At 65.7% G+C, this 14,845-nt stretch carries 11 protein-coding genes; 3 read left to right on the plus strand and 8 right to left on the minus strand.

Annotated elements, in window-relative coordinates; translation table 11 throughout:
* Positions 1–70 precede the first annotated feature (70 nt).
* Positions 71–595, minus strand: a complete 525-nt coding sequence (locus tag LFT49_RS02440; RefSeq protein WP_236800721.1) for a DUF488 domain-containing protein — start codon at positions 593–595, stop codon at positions 71–73.
* 120 nt (positions 596–715) lie between these two features.
* Positions 716–1,759: an aldo/keto reductase gene (locus LFT49_RS02445; protein WP_237429649.1), complete on the minus strand. Its 1,044-nt coding sequence runs from the start codon at positions 1,757–1,759 to the stop codon at positions 716–718.
* 178 nt (positions 1,760–1,937) lie between these two features.
* On the opposite strand from LFT49_RS02445, the gene LFT49_RS02450 reads away from it, so the two are divergent.
* Together LFT49_RS02450 and malQ are read left to right on the plus strand one after the other, a co-directional pair.
* Complete coding sequence (locus LFT49_RS02450; protein ID WP_237429650.1) at positions 1,938–2,672, plus strand: GAF and ANTAR domain-containing protein; 735 nt, start codon at positions 1,938–1,940, stop codon at positions 2,670–2,672.
* Positions 2,673–2,834: 162 nt separating this feature from the next.
* On the plus strand, positions 2,835–5,057 hold the full coding sequence (malQ, locus tag LFT49_RS02455) for a 4-alpha-glucanotransferase (protein WP_237429651.1): 2,223 nt from the start codon (positions 2,835–2,837) through the stop codon (positions 5,055–5,057).
* A gap of 89 nt (positions 5,058–5,146) precedes the next feature.
* Here the strand turns inward: malQ and LFT49_RS02460 are convergent, their stop codons facing one another.
* Together LFT49_RS02460 and LFT49_RS02465 are read right to left on the minus strand one after the other, a co-directional pair.
* Positions 5,147–8,263 (minus strand): alpha-amylase family glycosyl hydrolase, encoded by a 3,117-nt coding sequence (locus LFT49_RS02460; protein WP_373462224.1) that lies wholly within the window; start codon positions 8,261–8,263, stop codon positions 5,147–5,149.
* 229 nt (positions 8,264–8,492) lie between these two features.
* Positions 8,493–9,569: a lactonase family protein gene (locus LFT49_RS02465; RefSeq protein WP_237429653.1), complete on the minus strand. Its 1,077-nt coding sequence runs from the start codon at positions 9,567–9,569 to the stop codon at positions 8,493–8,495.
* A 226-nt stretch (positions 9,570–9,795) separates the two neighbouring features.
* Here LFT49_RS02465 and LFT49_RS02470 point away from each other — a divergent pair, with 226 nt between their 5' ends.
* A complete protein-coding gene (locus LFT49_RS02470; RefSeq protein WP_237429654.1) occupies positions 9,796–10,608 on the plus strand; it encodes a putative protein N(5)-glutamine methyltransferase in 813 nt (270 codons plus the stop codon).
* 293 nt (positions 10,609–10,901) lie between these two features.
* On the opposite strand, the gene LFT49_RS02475 is transcribed toward LFT49_RS02470, so the two are convergent.
* From LFT49_RS02475 to LFT49_RS02490, 4 genes are all read right to left on the minus strand, one after another.
* Entirely contained in the window at positions 10,902–12,806 is a 1,905-nt protein-coding gene (locus LFT49_RS02475; RefSeq protein WP_237429655.1) for an HNH endonuclease signature motif containing protein, read from the minus strand.
* A 228-nt stretch (positions 12,807–13,034) separates the two neighbouring features.
* A complete protein-coding gene (locus LFT49_RS02480; protein ID WP_237429656.1) occupies positions 13,035–13,451 on the minus strand; it encodes a YtxH domain-containing protein in 417 nt (138 codons plus the stop codon).
* Between the two features lie 126 nt (positions 13,452–13,577).
* Complete coding sequence (locus tag LFT49_RS02485; RefSeq protein WP_142131436.1) at positions 13,578–13,844, minus strand: GlsB/YeaQ/YmgE family stress response membrane protein; 267 nt, start codon at positions 13,842–13,844, stop codon at positions 13,578–13,580.
* Between the two features lie 132 nt (positions 13,845–13,976).
* Entirely contained in the window at positions 13,977–14,810 is an 834-nt protein-coding gene (locus LFT49_RS02490) for an aldo/keto reductase (RefSeq protein WP_237429657.1), read from the minus strand.
* Positions 14,811–14,845: the final 35 nt, after the last annotated feature.

Genomic DNA, 14,845 nt, shown 5'->3' on the forward strand with positions numbered 1-14,845 from the left:
GACCGTAGGAGTGTTCTACCGGTTAGTCAATAGCACCAGAGGCAGTGAGCCGGGCCCCCGCGCGCCGGTGTTACCCGGCCACGTCGTAGCGCAGTTCATCCCCCATTACCCGCACGCCCTTGGTGGGTACATGCGGAACCGCCTTGCCCGGCGGCATCAGGTGCTCGACGGGCAGGCCGGCCAGCAGGAGGCAATGATCGGAAATGAGCCGGCGGTGGCAGCGCCACCAGACTGTTTCGCTGCACATGATCGCGGTCCGCGCCGCCTGCGAGCCGGCAACGAGTTCTGCAGCGGCGGCCAGGAAGTCCCCTGTGCGCATGTAACCGGCGTAGGCGCGGAACGATTCGTTCCGGAGGGCAGTATCGGGTGAGTCCGGGAGCAGCTTCCGGAACCCGCCCAGCCGTTTCTCCCAGCGGTAGCCGATGCCCGCGTCGGGCAGCCATTCCGCCATCATGTCCTTGCCGAAGTGCGGATGCTTGCGGCTGCCGGGCCCAATCCGCACGTCCACCAGCGATGTCACCCCCGCGCTCCCCAGCAGCGCGGTGAAGTCCGCCTGGGAGGCGGTGCCGTGACCTACCGTGAACAGGGTTTCCATCCCAGCCATCATAGGCAGGCGGATGGCGAGGGATCAGGCAGGCTGTGGCAGGCAGGGTACGACGGCGGCCGGCGGCTATGCGGGTTCGCCGCTCCTTGGGTGCCGTCCCCGCCAACCCGGCTACCGCCGTCGTAGTTCCGCGAACTCGATCGAGGGGACAATGGCGCCCGCGTCCCGCTCCACGAAGTTGGTGCCCGGCGGCACCAGGTCGTCGATGGCGTCCAGGACGGACTCGCCCAGCCGGACTTTCGCCGCGCGGAGATATGCGTTGAGGTGTTCCTCGCTGCGCGGGCCGATGATCACGCTGCTGATGGCGGGGTGGGTCAGGGCAAAGCCCACGGCCAGGTCCACCAGGGACAGCTCCAGCTTGTCCGCCAAGCGGGCCAACGAGTCTGCGGCAAGCAGTTTCCGTTCACTGGCGGGCCCGGAGATGTCGTACCGGCCCGGCAAGGTGTGCACCCGGGTGGGCGGCTTGCCCGACTCCAGGACGAAGCTGCCGGACAACCAGCCGCCAGCCAGCGGGCCATAGGCAAGCACCCCCAGCCCGTACTGCTGCGCGATGGGCAGGACGTCCCGCTCATTGCCACGGACCAGCATGGAGTACGGGACCTGGTTGCCCAGCGGCGGGATCAGGTGGTTGGTGGTGGCCAGCCACTGGGCCTCGACAAGCTGCGCGGGCGTGAACACCGAGGTGCCGTAGTACAGGATCTTGCCCTGGCGGATCAGGTCATTGAGGGCGGTGATGGTTTCCAGGACGTCGGTGTTGTAGTCCGGCCGGTGTGCCTGGTAGAGGTCGATCCGGTCTGTCTGGAGCCGGCGCAGGCTGCCCTCCACAGCCTGGGTGATCCAGCGCCGGGAGTTCCCGGAATGCGCGGGATTGGGGCTCATCTGGCCGTGGAACTTGGTTGCCAGGAAGACGTCGTCCCGGCGGCCGCGGAGCGCCCGGCCCACCACCTGCTCAGACTCGCCCTGCGAGTAGACGTCCGCGGTGTCGATCGACGTGATGCCGGCGTCCAGCGCGGCGTGTATGATGCGGATGCTCTCCTCCGCACCGGTGGGGGCGCCCTGGGGGCCGGTTCCCTCACCGAAGTTCATGGTGCCAAGGGTGAGGGGACTGATGGGGGTGCCCGACCGTCCGAACACCCGCAGTTCGCTGAGGCTCATCCGCGGTCTCCTCCATCTGGTTGCCGTGCCCTGGGGTCGTCACGAGGCTACACAGATTCGGCAGGCCGCTACAGAATTCCGCCTTAGTCCTTCGCTTTTCGTCGCATGAAGTAACCGGGGCCGCGGGAATGACGTTTTGTGGCGCCCAAACAGCTGCCGACAGCGCTTATATTGAGGCATGAGTACCCCTACAAGTGGCGATGAGTTCGTCCAACTGCACGACCTCATCATTGGCAGCAGCAACGTGGCTGACTTCCTGACTGAGCTCTCTGCGGTTGCCGCTTCAACGCTCAGTGATACTGGTGGTGTCTTCATCGAGTGCGGGGTGACGCTCCGCCGCCGTAAACGCACCGTTACCATCGCAGGCAGCAGCGAACGGGCCGTCGTCCTGGACAAACTGGAACAGGCTCTGGGGGACGGACCCTGCATCGCGTCACTGGATGCCATGAAGCCGATGGTCCTGTCCGATGTGCGGACCGATACCCGGTGGCCCGCGTACCAGTTAGTCCTTGCCGAGAACGGCTGCCGCAGCGCGCTGGGAGTTCCGCTCGCCCTCGACGAACACCAGGCGGCCGCCCTGAACTTCTTCGCGGCGGAGCCGGATGTGTTCTCCCCAAACGTCGTCCAGCGGGCGGAAGGGTTCGCGGACCTGGCCGGCCGGGCGTTGCGGTTGTCCCTGCGGATCGCGGACGCGCAGAACCTGGCGGATGACCTCAAGGCCGCCATGGCAAGCCGCACCACCATCGACATGGCGTGCGGGGTGATCATGGCGCAGAACCGCTGTTCCCAGGAGGAGGCCATGGCCCTGCTCACCAAGGCGTCCAGCCACCGGAACCAGAAGCTGCGGGACCTGGCCGGTGACATTATTGGCCGCGTCAGCGACGGCGCGGTGAGCACGCACTTTGATCCGTAAATCTGTGCGCATGTCCCGACCCGCCTGCGTGCAGCCCGGGTTTCGCCTCCGCGCCGCCCTGCAATAATCTGAACCAACGGTTGTGCATGGGGGTGTCAGCGCCCGGGTACAACAACAGCAGCACTGTAAGTTCCGGGACCATCACAGACGAGGCGGACACCCATGACGGCTTCAGACCAGCAGCACGCACCACGGCCAGCCATGCCCGCTGACCCTCCCGCCGCTGGCCCTGAACACGTGGATCCGCACCTGCTGCAGCAACTGGCCGACGCACACCGCGTGGGTACGTCCTTCCAGGGGTGGGACGGGCTTCCCCACTCCGTTGCGGAATCGACTCTGGTCAAGGTGCTCGCCGCCCTGGGCGTTGACGCCCGTACCAACCAGCACATCGAGGCTGCGCTGGCCGAGGCGGAACTGGCGCCGTGGCGACGGATGCTGCCGCCCGCCGTCGTCATCAAGCAGGGCGAACCCGCGCAGGTGCCGGTCCACGTCCGGGACGGCGCCACCACGCGCCTAACCGTCACGCTCGAAGCGGGAGCCGGGCTGCGGGAGGCGGTCCAGCAAGACGTCTGGGTACAGCCCCGGGACGTCGACGGCGTCTCGACAGGACGTGCCACCTTCTGCCTTCCCGAGGATCTGCCTTTGGGCTGGCATACCCTGCACGCGGAGTCGGAAGGCGCCACTGCCACCGCAACCCTGGTGGTGACGCCGGCACGGCTGGCCACGGCGAAGCCGCTGGAGGAGCGCCGCGGCTGGGGCCTGGCCACGCAGCTGTATTCCGTCCGTTCAAAGCGGTCGTGGGGCATCGGTGACTTTTCCGACCTCGCAGACCTGGCCGCGATCAGCGGCGCCCGCGGCGCGGACTACGTCCTGGTCAACCCGCTCCATGCGGCGGAGCCGGTGCCGCCCGTCCAGCCCTCGCCCTACTCGCCGTCCACCCGCCGGTTTTTCAACCCGCTGTACATCCGCATCGAGGCCATCCCCGAACTGGCATACCTGCGTCCGCGGAAACGTGCGGCGCTGGAAAAGCTCCATGAGGAAGCGGCAGGGCTGAACAAGGAAGGTGCCCGGCTGGACCGGGACGCCGTGTACGCAGCGAAGCTACAGGCCCTGGAAATGCTGTACCACACGCGCCGATCACCCGCCCGGCAGGCCGCCTTCGATGAATTCTGCCGCCTCTCCGGCAGCGGACTGGAGGATTTTGCGCTCTGGTCCGCCATCCGCGAGGACCTCGCACCCGGCGATCCGCTCTGGAAGGACCCTGCGTACGCCATTGGGACGCCCGAGGCGGAGGCGCTCCGGGAGAAGCTGGCGGACCGGATCGGGTTCCACCGCTGGCTGCAATGGATCTGCGACGAGCAGCTGGAGAACGCCCAACGCACCGCGCTGCGGTCCGGGATGCGGCTCGGCGTGGTGCACGACCTCGCCGTTGGTGTGGACCACAGCAGCGCCGACGCCTGGACACTGCGCGGCGTGCTGGCCCCCAACACCAGCGTGGGCGCCCCGCCGGACATGTACAACCAGCAGGGCCAGGACTGGGGCCAGCCGCCGTGGCACCCCGCCCGGCTGGCGGAAGCCGGCTACCAGCCGTTCCGCAACATGCTGGCCAACGTGCTCCGGCACGCCGGGGGCATCCGCGTGGACCACATCCTTGGCCTGTTCCGGCTCTGGTGGATTCCCATGGGGAACGCTCCAGGGGACGGCGCCTACGTCCGCTATGACCACGAGGCCCTGATCGGCATCCTCGCCCTGGAGGCGCACAGGGCCGGGGCCGTAGTGATTGGCGAGGACCTGGGCACCTTCGAGCCGTGGGTGCGTGATTACCTCGCGGCCCGCGGCATCCTGGGCACGTCCATCCTTTGGTTTGAGTACGACGGCGACTCACCCCTTGCGCCCGAAAAGTACCGGACGCAGGCGCTGGCCAGTGTGAACACCCACGACCTTCCGCCCACCGCCGGCTACCTCGCCGGGGACCACGTGGGGCTGCGGAGCAGGCTGGGGCTGCTGGAACGGTCCGAGGAGGAAGAACGCGCCGAACATAACGCCTCGTTGGAGAAGATGTTCGCCCTGCTGCGCGAGCGCGGTTACCTTTCCGAGGGCGCTCCCGGGAGCGCGACCGGGCAGGCAACGGAGGAACACGCCATCGAGGCACTGCACCTCCTGCTTGCCCAGGCGCCGTCGGTACTGCTCGGGGTGGCCTTGGTGGATGCGGTGGGGGAGCGGCGGGTCCAGAACCAGCCCGGCATCACGGAGGAGCTGTATCCCAACTGGCAGGTTCCGCTGGGCGGCCCGGACGGCAAACCGGTCTACCTTGACGACCTTCCCGGCAACAAGCGGTTCAATGCACTGCTCGCGGCGGTCGAGGGAGCAATGCACCGCCAATGACCTGTCCGGGCCCTAAGCGGACGTGAAAACACCGTGGCCCCGCCGCTCCTGGAAGCGGCGGGGCCACGGTGTTTGTTTCGGGGCTGGAGCTAGCCTGCGGTGATCACGTGCGTGAAGTGGTCGTACCGGAAGGTGGCCGGACCGCCGTCGTGCTTAAAGACGATGTTGGCCCCAGGCGTTGCGCCTCCCGCCCCGTAGCTCACGTCCCACGATTTGTTGAGCGCCGCCTTGAACTCGTAGCTTCCTGCCGGGAGATCCGGCACGGTTAGTTTCCAGACGAGGTCCGCCGGGTCGAGCACCAGCTGTGCCTGGGTGCAGGACGGCTCCCAGTCCGAGGCGCAGCCCAGTTCGCTGTCCATGCTCCCGGCCACCGCGACGGCGCCCGGTTGCTGCGAGGCGTATACGGCGCTGAGCAGGTGGGTGCTGTTGTCGTAACGGAAGGTGACGCGCCCGCCGGGGTGGTCCAGCACGATGTTCTGCCCGTTGAGCTGGCCATCCGCGCCGTAGTTTTCGTCCCAGCTGCCGTTAAGCGCGGCCTTGTATTCGTACTTCCCGCTCGGGAGGTCTACGGTCAGGCGCCAGATGCGGTCTGCCGGGTCAAGGACCATCTTTGCCTGCGGGCAGGCCGGATCCCATTGGGCGCTGCAGCCCATTGCCTGGTTGAGCGATCCGGCAACCGTGACCGAGTCGGGCTGAGGGGCCTGGCCTACAGTGACCGTCCTCGTCCCGCTGGTGACGCTGAAGCCCGTGCCGGTCATGGCGGCCCGGTACTGGACTTTCGTGCCATCCGCCAGCGCGGACACGTCATCGGTCGCCGAGTAGACGGGCGACGACGAGTCAGTGCCCACTGCGGTCCATTCCCCGCCGTTGACGCTGCGCTCGAACGACACCACATGGCTGGCCTTCTCCGGATCAGCGGTGGCGCTCAGTTCGACTTTGCCTTCCACGCTGCTGCCCTCGGCGGGCTTCTGCAGGGTCAGGACGGGGGCGGGGACGCTTGCTGAGCGGCTCTGGCTGGTGGCGGTGTGGCCGCCGTTGTCCAGCACCGTGGCGCGGTACTCCAGCGGGGTGCCGGCGTCCAGGGCCGCCACGTCGTGGAACACCTGGTACGGTGCGGTGTCGTCGGTGCCGATCGGCTGCCAATCTCCGCCTGCCGTCCTTGCTTCAAAGGTGACCTCGTAGAACGAAGCACCGTCGACGTCGGCCGTTACGTTGATGCGCCCGTTGTCACCTTGGGCGGCGGCGGGCTGCTGGAGGGCGACGGCGGGGGCTGCCTTGGAGTGCGGGATCCGTCCGGAGGATTCGTAGACGGCGGCGGAGAGCGGCGGCACGGTCACGGTCAGTTTCGCGTCGTCCGAGGTCTTCACCTCGTCTGCGCCCTGGCCGTAGATGCGCGTGTAGCTGCGCTTCGCGATGTAGGTGGGGACCTGCGCCGTCTGCGGCTGTGCGCTGTTGTTCAGGGCCACCACGTATTCGCGCTGGTCCTGCGCGTCAGTGCGGGAGAAGGCGTAGATGCCGGGCCCGTCGGAGGCGTAGCGGTGCTGGTGGGCGCCGTTGCGCAGGGCCGGGTGTTCCTTGGTGAGGGCCGCCAGTTCCTTGATCTTGGCGTAGAGCGGGTGGTCCGGGTTGAAGTTGTCGGTGGCGTGGGTGGCGTCCGTGCCCAGCAGGTCGTCGTCAAGGTAGTCCGGCACCTTGCTGGCGAAGAGCGTCTGGCGCGCATCCTGGTCACCGCCGGGGCCGGTGAAGCCCTGTTCGTCGCCGTAGTAGACCACCGGGTTGCCGCGGGAGAAGTACATCAGCTCGTGGGCCAGTTCGTCCCGGGCCACCTTCTCGGCATCGGTGGCGGCGGGATTGTCCTGCGCGATGAAGCTGCCGATGCGGCCCATGTCATGGTTGCCCAGGAAGGTGGGCAGTTCGTAGACGTTGGAGTCGGCGTCGGTGTACCAGTCGTCTCCGGCGAAGAAGGCCTGCAGCGCCTTGGCGTCCTGGCTCTTGGAGGCGAAGTTGCGGGCCGCGTCCTGGAAGGGGAAGTCCAGGACCGCCTGCATCTTGTTGCGGGTGGTGAACTGCGAGGTGAAGCTCTTGCTGGTGTCGAAGACCTCGCCGAACATGAAGAACTCGTCTTTGCCGTGTTCCTTGGCGTAGCTGAGGATGTTGGGGCCGAATTCCTGCCAGAACTCATTGTTGACGTGCTTCATGGTGTCGATGCGGAAACCGTCCACGCCGAAGTCACCGATCCAGGACTTGTAGATGTCCTCCATGCCATGCACAACGGTGGGGTTTTCGGTGAAGAGGTCATCGAGGCCGAAGAAGTCCCCGTACATGGAGTCCTCCGCGGTGAAGGTGGTATCGCCGCGGTTGTGGTAAAGCGTGGGGTCGTTCAGCCAGGCCGGAACCTTAAGGTTCTCCTCCCCGGGGGCCAGGACGGGCTTGTAGGGGAACGAGGTGTTCGCGTCGAGCTTGGGGAAGGTTCCGGTGCCTGCGTAGTCGCGGTCATCGAATGCTTCGCCGGAGGCCGTCTTGTAGGGGACGGCGTCCTTGGACACGTAGCCCTTGCGGTCGCCCTCCTGGTAGCCGATGACGTCCGCTGTGTGGTTGGTGATGATGTCGAAGTACACCTTCATGCCGCGGGCGTGGGCTTCGTCGATGAGGCTTTTGAGTTCGTCATTGGTGCCAAGGTGCGGATCGATCTGGGTGAAGTCGGTGATCCAGTAGCCGTGGTAGCCGGCCGACTTGTCCTCAGGCTGGACGGCTTTGTTCTTGAAGCTGGGGGTCAGCCAGATGGAGGTGGTGCCCAGGCCCTGGATGTAGTCGATCTTGCTGCGCAGGCCGGCCAGGTCCCCGCCGTTGTAGAAGCCCTTCTTCGTCGGGTCGAAACCGGAAACCATGGGGTCCGGGCCCAGCCCGCCCTGGTCGTTGGCGGTGCTGCCGTTGCTGAACCTGTCCGCCATGACGAAGTAGAAGTTCTCGTCGGTCACCGGACCGCGGAGCGAATGGAGGGCGGACACGGACCCGTTGCCTTTTATGCCGGTGCCGTTGGAACCAGCGCTGTTGGTGCCGGGGCCATTCGGACTCGGCACGGCATGGGCCGGGAGGATTGCAACGGAGAGGGCGAGGCCGGCTGCCAGGAGGCCGGCTGCCGATCGGGCGGCGGCGGCACGTGCGCAGGTTCGCCGGCCGGGGGCGGATTGTGTTCCTGCCGGCATTGCCGGCAGTTGGGCGCGTGGGGGCGCGCCGGGAGGGATGCGGAATAACAAGGGTGAGACCTTCCTGGGAAGCAGCGCTGCTGTACAGGCTTGCCGTTGACATGGGGATGCGGCAGGAGGGTGCACAAGACAGCACACTGTCGTGTGAACCGAGTCACAACTGTAAGCGCTTGCACTGGATTACTCCAGTGTTTAGGGAAGGTCAGTTAGGTTGGGGCTGCCCGGCGCTCTAGCTGGCAGTGGCAGGAGTGGTTGCAGGCCCGGTTGCAGGCACCAGGGCCGTGGGCGATGGGGTGGGCAGGTTATGCAGCATCGGGCCTGGGAGGCCGGTGGCAGGATCCAACTCGAAGGTGGCGATGTTGTCCGACCGTTCGTGGGCCACGTGCAGCCAGCTTCCCCGGACCAGGTGGTGCCGCGGCCAGTTCCCGCCGCTGTCGACGTCCTTGACGGGGATCAGTTCGGTGCCGTCAGCTGCAACTTGCAGGACGCTGATGACGTTTGAGCCCCTGACGCCGGCGTAGGCAAAGTTTCCCTGCGGGTCAAGGCAGATTTCGGCGGCGGAGTCGCCTTCCTGGCTGCCGCCCGCCGTTGCCGGTCCACGGAATACCAGCTCATAGGTGCCCGCTTCGGGGCGGACCACGAAGACCTCCGCAGAGTATTCAGACACGATGAAGACGCTGCCGGAGGGGTGCTCCACCATGTGGCGCGGGCCGCTGCCATAGGGGAGGACCACCTCATGGTCGGCCACCAGTCCGGTTCCCGGCTCGTAGTTCCAGATGCGGAGGGTGTCGTGGCCCAGGTCCGTGGTCATGACGCGGCCGTCACGCAACATAAGGCTTGCGTGGGCCCGGCTTTGCCTCGGGTTTCCAGGAGAAAGGGCGCTGTGGGGGTCAACCGACGCTGCAGCGGGGAACCGACCGGTCATGCCGCCGTCGGCATCCAACTCGTAGAGGAGGACCTGACCGTCGCCCCAACACGCGGCGGTGACAAAGCGGCCGCCGGGGTCGACGGCAATGTGGCAGGTGGCTTCACCGGCAGCCAGTGGTTCCCCGTACGGTTCCAGGCCGAAGTCCCCCAGGCGCCGGTACGCTTGCACCTTCCTGCGCTGCTCGGCCGCCGCGTACACCACTGGCAGTTTGGGGTGCACCACCACAAACGATGGCGACTGGGCCTCCACTGCCGTCCCTAACCATTCGAGGCTTCCGTCCTGGTGCGCGCGGGCGGCACCGATGCCGTCCGCGCGGCCGCCGCCGTCGGGAGTATAGGTGCCGATCCAAATGATGTTGCTGGCTGCCCCGTTGGTCATGGTTCCATCCTGCCAACAGTTGGCCACTATTTCCTGATACCAGGCCGCCGATTAGCATGGGATTTCCGACAGCGGCAAAGGAGGTGGGTGACATGACGACTGCATTCATCTCGATCGTGCCATCCCTGCGCCGTTCGGAGAACTGGGCCTAGCCGGCGTGGAGTTGCCCGCAGCCTCACCGGAGAGCGCCGCTCTGCTTCCTCCCAAATCGCGGGCTGTTCACACCTTGTCCACATCACCTGGCTTCGACCAGGTCGTCTCCCTGCTGCGGTCGGTGGGTTGTGTGTTTGCTGAAGAGGAAGCCGCGCTCCTGTTTGCCGAGACGACCACCACCACGGAACTTTCCCGGAATATCCAGCGCCGGATGGAGGGGGTTCCCTTGGAGCACATCTTGGGCTGGGTGGATTTTTCAGGTGCCCGGGTTTCGGTTGAGCCCGGCGTTTTCGTGCCACGGCGCCGCACGGAGTTGCTGGTGCGCGAAACCTTGAGCGTGCTGCGGGACGATTCACTGCCGGCATCCCCGGTTGTGGTCGACCTCTGTTGCGGTTCCGGTGCGGTGGGAGCTGCCATTCTCCGTCAAGCCCCGCAGGTGGAGTTGCATGCGGCGGATATCGAGCCGGCAGCGGTGCGGTGTGCCCGGCGTAACTTGGAACCCCGCGGTGGCCGGGCGCATGCCGGGGATTTGTTCGAGGCTCTTCCACTTGGACTGCGTGGCCGGATCCGGATCCTGACTGTTAATGCTCCATATGTGCCCACGGTAGCCATCCGCACCATGCCGCCGGAAGCGCGCCTTTATGAACCTGCGGTTTCACTCGACGGCGGTCCTGATGGCCTGGACTTCCACCGACGGATTGCTGCTGAAAGCATCCGATGGCTGGCTGCAGGCGGTCATGTCCTCATCGAAACCAGTAAGCGGCAGGCAGCCGGCACCTCCGAAATCCTGGCCGCAGCCGGGTTCGCCATACGGACGGTTCGTGCGGAGGAACTGGATGGGACCGTGGTTATCGGACGCCTGATTCCGGCGCGTATGCGGCGTTAGGTCTCACCGTTCCAGCACAGTCCAGACCGAGACCCATCAATACGAGGCGGCGTTAGCCTCCCGCCTTTAAGCTCAGTGCCAGACCAAGGTGCCGTTCAAATCCTGGACGGCACTAGCTTCTCCCTTTGCAGCTCAGCCTCACACAGAGAACCGCCCACTCCCAAGCGGAAGGAGGCCCAACTGTTCGTACGCGCCCATCAGAATGGATCTTCCATGACGGCCGGGCCACCGCCGCGAGGTGGGGGCCAACCAACCGACGACCGAAGTACCGCGGGAACTGCTTTGGGCAGGTTTCATTTGTGTGGGTGGGGTGGTGGGGGTGGTTTGAAGTAGTGGTTTTGTTGGGGTGTTTGGTGGGGGTCGAGGTGGGGTGGGGGGATGAAGGTGGGTGTGTGGTGGGTGGTGGTGATGGTCCATTGTTCTTTGTGGATGAGGTGGTGGTGGTGGCTGCAGAGCAGGACGCCGTTGTTGGTGGTGGTGGGTCCTTCGTGTGACCAGTAGGTGATGTGGTGGGCTTCGCACCAGGGGGCGGGGATGGTGCAGTTGGGGAAGGCGCAGCCTTGGTCGCGGGCGGTGAGGGCCAGGCGTTGGGCGGGGGTGAAGAGGCGGGTTTTGCGGCCGAGGTCGAGGATTTCGCTGTTGGTGCCCAGGAGGGCGGGGATGATGTCGGCGTCGCATGCGGTTTTGCGCAGGGTGGCGGCCGCGACGGGCCCGGTGAACATGAACATGCCGGTCCCGGTTCCTGTCCCGGCGCCTGTACGTGCCGCTGTCCCGGTGGTTGTGTTCGTTCCGGGTTCTGCTGTTGTTGGTCCTGATTTTCCGGCGGGGATGGTGGCGTTGGCTGGGAATAGGTCTTGGTAGTGGATCGTGGCGATGATTTGGGGGCGGTTGCCGCCGGTGGTGGGCAGGGTGTTGGTGGTGAGGGCGGCTTTGGCGGCGGTGACCAGGCCGTCGAGTTGTTTTTGGGCGCGGGTGCGCCGGTCCAGGTCCGGCAGGCTGGTGTGCTCTGTTGCGCTGCCCGCTGCTGTGCTCCCCTCGGTGCCTGTTCCTGTGCCCGTGCCTGTGCCGGTGTTGTCTCCGGTGCCGGTGCCTGTGCAGCCTTCAGTTCCCGTGCCCGCCCTGTCGGCTGTGTCATTCCCTGTGCTTGGGCTGGTGGTGCGGGGGTTGGTGGCGGTGTTCATGACGGTGAGGAGGTGTTCGTATTGGTCGGTGGTGGCGAAGATTTCGAGGTGGTGCAGGCCGTGGCGGGGTTTGCGGATGAAGGCGCCTTGGGTGTGGCGGAGGGCTTCTTCGGTGGGTTCGGTGCCGTCGGCGTCGATGGTGTCGGTCCAGCGTTGGGCCAGGCGGGTGAGGAAGTCGGGGTCGGTGGTGGTGGCGGCTGTGGTGAGGTGGTGTTCGATCCGGTCCAGGGTCTCTTCGGTGGTGTGGTGGCGGAGCCGGTCCAGGGTGGCGGTGATGATGGTCGCTGCGTGCGAGGAAACCGCCGGGCCCGGCCCGGTTTCGATGGTGGTCCCCTCGACGGTGGTTGCGGTTTCGGTGTTGTTCCCGGTGGTGGTGTTCCCGTTGGTGGGGGTGAGGGCGGCGGCGAGGTGTGGCCGGGTTGGTGGGAGTGGTTCGCCGGTGATGCTGGTGCCGGGCAGGACGTGGTGGGCGAGGGTGAGGCGGCGGCGGGCTTCGCGGATGGGGATCTGCAGGCGCAGGCGGAGGAACTCTGCAGTATTCCGGCACCCATCATCGGCAGGGGAGGTGTGCGGGGTTTCGGTGGTGTTGAGGGTTCCAACACTGTTGGCGTCCCACCCGGTGATCCAGCCCGTGGACCGGCCTGCGGAGGACGAGGCTGCGCGGGACCGGCCTGCCCGGGTTTTGGCGGCTGCGGCGTCGTTGATGGCCTGGGTTCGGGCCCGGTCCAAAGCCCCGGCTGAGAGGAGTTGAAGGTACTCGACGGAGCGGGCAAGGCCCTCGACCCGTGCGGCGAAATCTGCAGCTTCGGCATGGCTGGCGGTTGCCAGCAGCCCGGGGGCGTCCAACGCAGCGGCAGCCAGCTGTGCGGCCAGCCCGTCCAACACGTCCTGCTCCCCGGGCCCCGAAGCTGATGGCTGCACAGGTTCCTCGCTGGGGACCGGGTGAAGGTGGGCCGGGCGCGGCAGCCGACAGCCGGCGTCGTACGCCCTCCCAAGATCTTCCCCAATGGCCTCCATGACCCCACTCTGCCAGCCACCACCGACAATCAAGAGACCCCAAAACCCCTATGTGGAAAACATGGAGTTACGGCAGCGTCCGGGAATCTTCTCCGGAAGGTGCTGGATTAAACACTGCCGGCCGCCGCGTCCCCCAAGGATCGCGACGGCCGGCAACGCGATTCAGTTGTAGCACAAAGCCTGCTCAGTCCCATGTCACGCGGCGGTGACCGAGTAATGAAACGGGAATCAGGCCTTTGCGCCGGTCCCATCGGAGGTACCAAGATTGGTGGTTTCCGGGTGGGTGCTGTGCGCGGGGATGTGGTCTTCGCCAAGGCCGCCCGCGGCTGTTGTAGAGGTACCAGTGGAGGTACCGGCAGAAGTACTGGCCGCAGCGGAAGAGTGGCCGCTGGACGAGCCATCCCGGTTCACGGCAGAACCAAGCACTGTCCCTGCCCTGCGTGCGGCTTCGCCTAGCTGGCCCGCCACTTCAGGTGCTTTTTCCTTGATGGCCTCCGTAGCTACGGAAACTTTGTCCTGGACCGGCTTGCTGTCCCAGACGCCGGCCGCACGGGCCTTCAGCTTGTCGTAAGCAGCACGGCCTGACCGCGAGCCGAGGACATAGCCGACGGCAACGCCTACACCCAAAAGAAGCTTGTTTTTCACGATGAACTCCTGCTCTGCGAGAAGGTTGTCAGTCCCGGCGGAGGAGCCATGATGGCCCCGGCCGGAGAAAGTGAAAGCCGGCCCGGGGATGGTGTCCCCAGGCCGGCTTCCTGGCGTTTGCAGTTATTAGCCGCGTGCGCCGCGCTTGGTGACCATGCCATAGATCGCAAGAACGATCAGCGAGCCAACAATCGCCAGCAGCCAGGTCTGCAGCGAGAAGAACTCCTGCAGTCCGCCGCCGAACAGGGCGCCACCGATCCAACCACCGAGCAGTGCGCCTACGACGCCCAGCACCATGGTGATGATCCAGCCGCCACCCTGACGTCCCGGAAGGATTGCCTTAGCAATCGCGCCGGCGATAAGTCCGAGAATCAGAAATGCAATAAATCCCATTTGTCGCTCTCTTCCAAAGTAAAGGAGGCCCCCATGTTCGGGAGGCACTTCGTCCTTCTGGCTCAATAGTAATCATGCTTACTATCTTTTTGCCAACCCTGTTTTAGGAAAAAAGTGCTGTTTAGGCCCGTTTTAGTGCCCCGTTTTGTCCGAGTCGTTGCCCGCGCCGGGACCCTCGTCCAGGACCGAAAGTTCCGCTAGATCCTGCGGGTCCAGGGCGAAATCGAACACGTCCAGGTTCTCGGCCATACGCTCCGGAGAAGCGGTCTTGGGAATCGTTACCAATCCGTTTTGTATGTGCCACCGCAGGACGAGTTGGCCAGGCGTTTTTCCATGCTTTTCGGCCAGTTGGGAAAGGACGGGAGCACTGAGCAAATCTGCTCCCGAGCCGCCCAAAGGACTGTAGGACTCCGTAACTATCCCATGCCGGGCGTGGAATTCGCGCTCAGCAGTCCGGGTGATTGCAGGGCTGAGCTGGATCTGGTTCACCGCCGGAACCACGTCGGTTTCCGCCATGAGCCGCTCAAGGTGGGCAGGCTTGAAGTTGGACACCCCGATGGACCGGACCTTCCCCTCGGCCTGCAGCCGTTCAAACGTCTGCCAGGTGGAAACGTACTGGTCCCGGCCGGGGAGCGGCCAGTGGATCAGCAGAAGATCCACATGGTCAAGCCCCAAGCGCTTCAGTGATCCCTCCAGGCCGGCCACGGCGCGGTCGTGGCCCTGGAACTCGCCGTCCAGCTTGGTGGTGATAAACAGCTCGCTGCGGTCCACGCCGCTGGCGCGGATGCCGTTGCCAACCCCGCGTTCGTTGCCGTATTTCACAGCGGTATCGATGTGCCGGTACCCGGCTTCCACGGCTTGTACGACGGCGGCTGCCACCTGTTCGTCGTCCAGCGGCCAGGTGCCAAGCCCCAGCTGCGGAATCCTGTTGCCGTCATTGAGTTCGATGAGCGGTGCAAGTGTCATGCCATCAGTCTCCCCTGTATCGGCGGTCCCGGCTC

The organism is Arthrobacter sp. FW306-06-A (assembly GCF_021870055.1).
Classification (GTDB): domain Bacteria; phylum Actinomycetota; class Actinomycetes; order Actinomycetales; family Micrococcaceae; genus Arthrobacter.

What these genes read in the sequence shown, in the direction of transcription:
- LFT49_RS02440 (WP_236800721.1), bottom strand. Translation starts at nt 595, where the DNA reads ATGGAAACCCTGTTCACGGTAGGTCACGGCACCGCCTCCCAGGCGGAC.
- LFT49_RS02445 (WP_237429649.1), bottom strand. Translation starts at nt 1,759, where the DNA reads ATGAGCCTCAGCGAACTGCGGGTGTTCGGACGGTCGGGCACCCCCATC.
- LFT49_RS02450 (WP_237429650.1), top strand. Translation starts at nt 1,938, where the DNA reads ATGAGTACCCCTACAAGTGGCGATGAGTTCGTCCAACTGCACGACCTC.
- malQ (WP_237429651.1), top strand. Translation starts at nt 2,835, where the DNA reads ATGACGGCTTCAGACCAGCAGCACGCACCACGGCCAGCCATGCCCGCT.
- LFT49_RS02460 (WP_373462224.1), bottom strand. Translation starts at nt 8,263, where the DNA reads ATGCCGGCAGGAACACAATCCGCCCCCGGCCGGCGAACCTGCGCACGT.
- LFT49_RS02465 (WP_237429653.1), bottom strand. Translation starts at nt 9,569, where the DNA reads ATGACCAACGGGGCAGCCAGCAACATCATTTGGATCGGCACCTATACT.
- LFT49_RS02475 (WP_237429655.1), bottom strand. Translation starts at nt 12,806, where the DNA reads ATGGAGGCCATTGGGGAAGATCTTGGGAGGGCGTACGACGCCGGCTGT.
- LFT49_RS02485 (WP_142131436.1), bottom strand. Translation starts at nt 13,844, where the DNA reads ATGGGATTTATTGCATTTCTGATTCTCGGACTTATCGCCGGCGCGATT.
- LFT49_RS02490 (WP_237429657.1), bottom strand. Translation starts at nt 14,810, where the DNA reads ATGACACTTGCACCGCTCATCGAACTCAATGACGGCAACAGGATTCCG.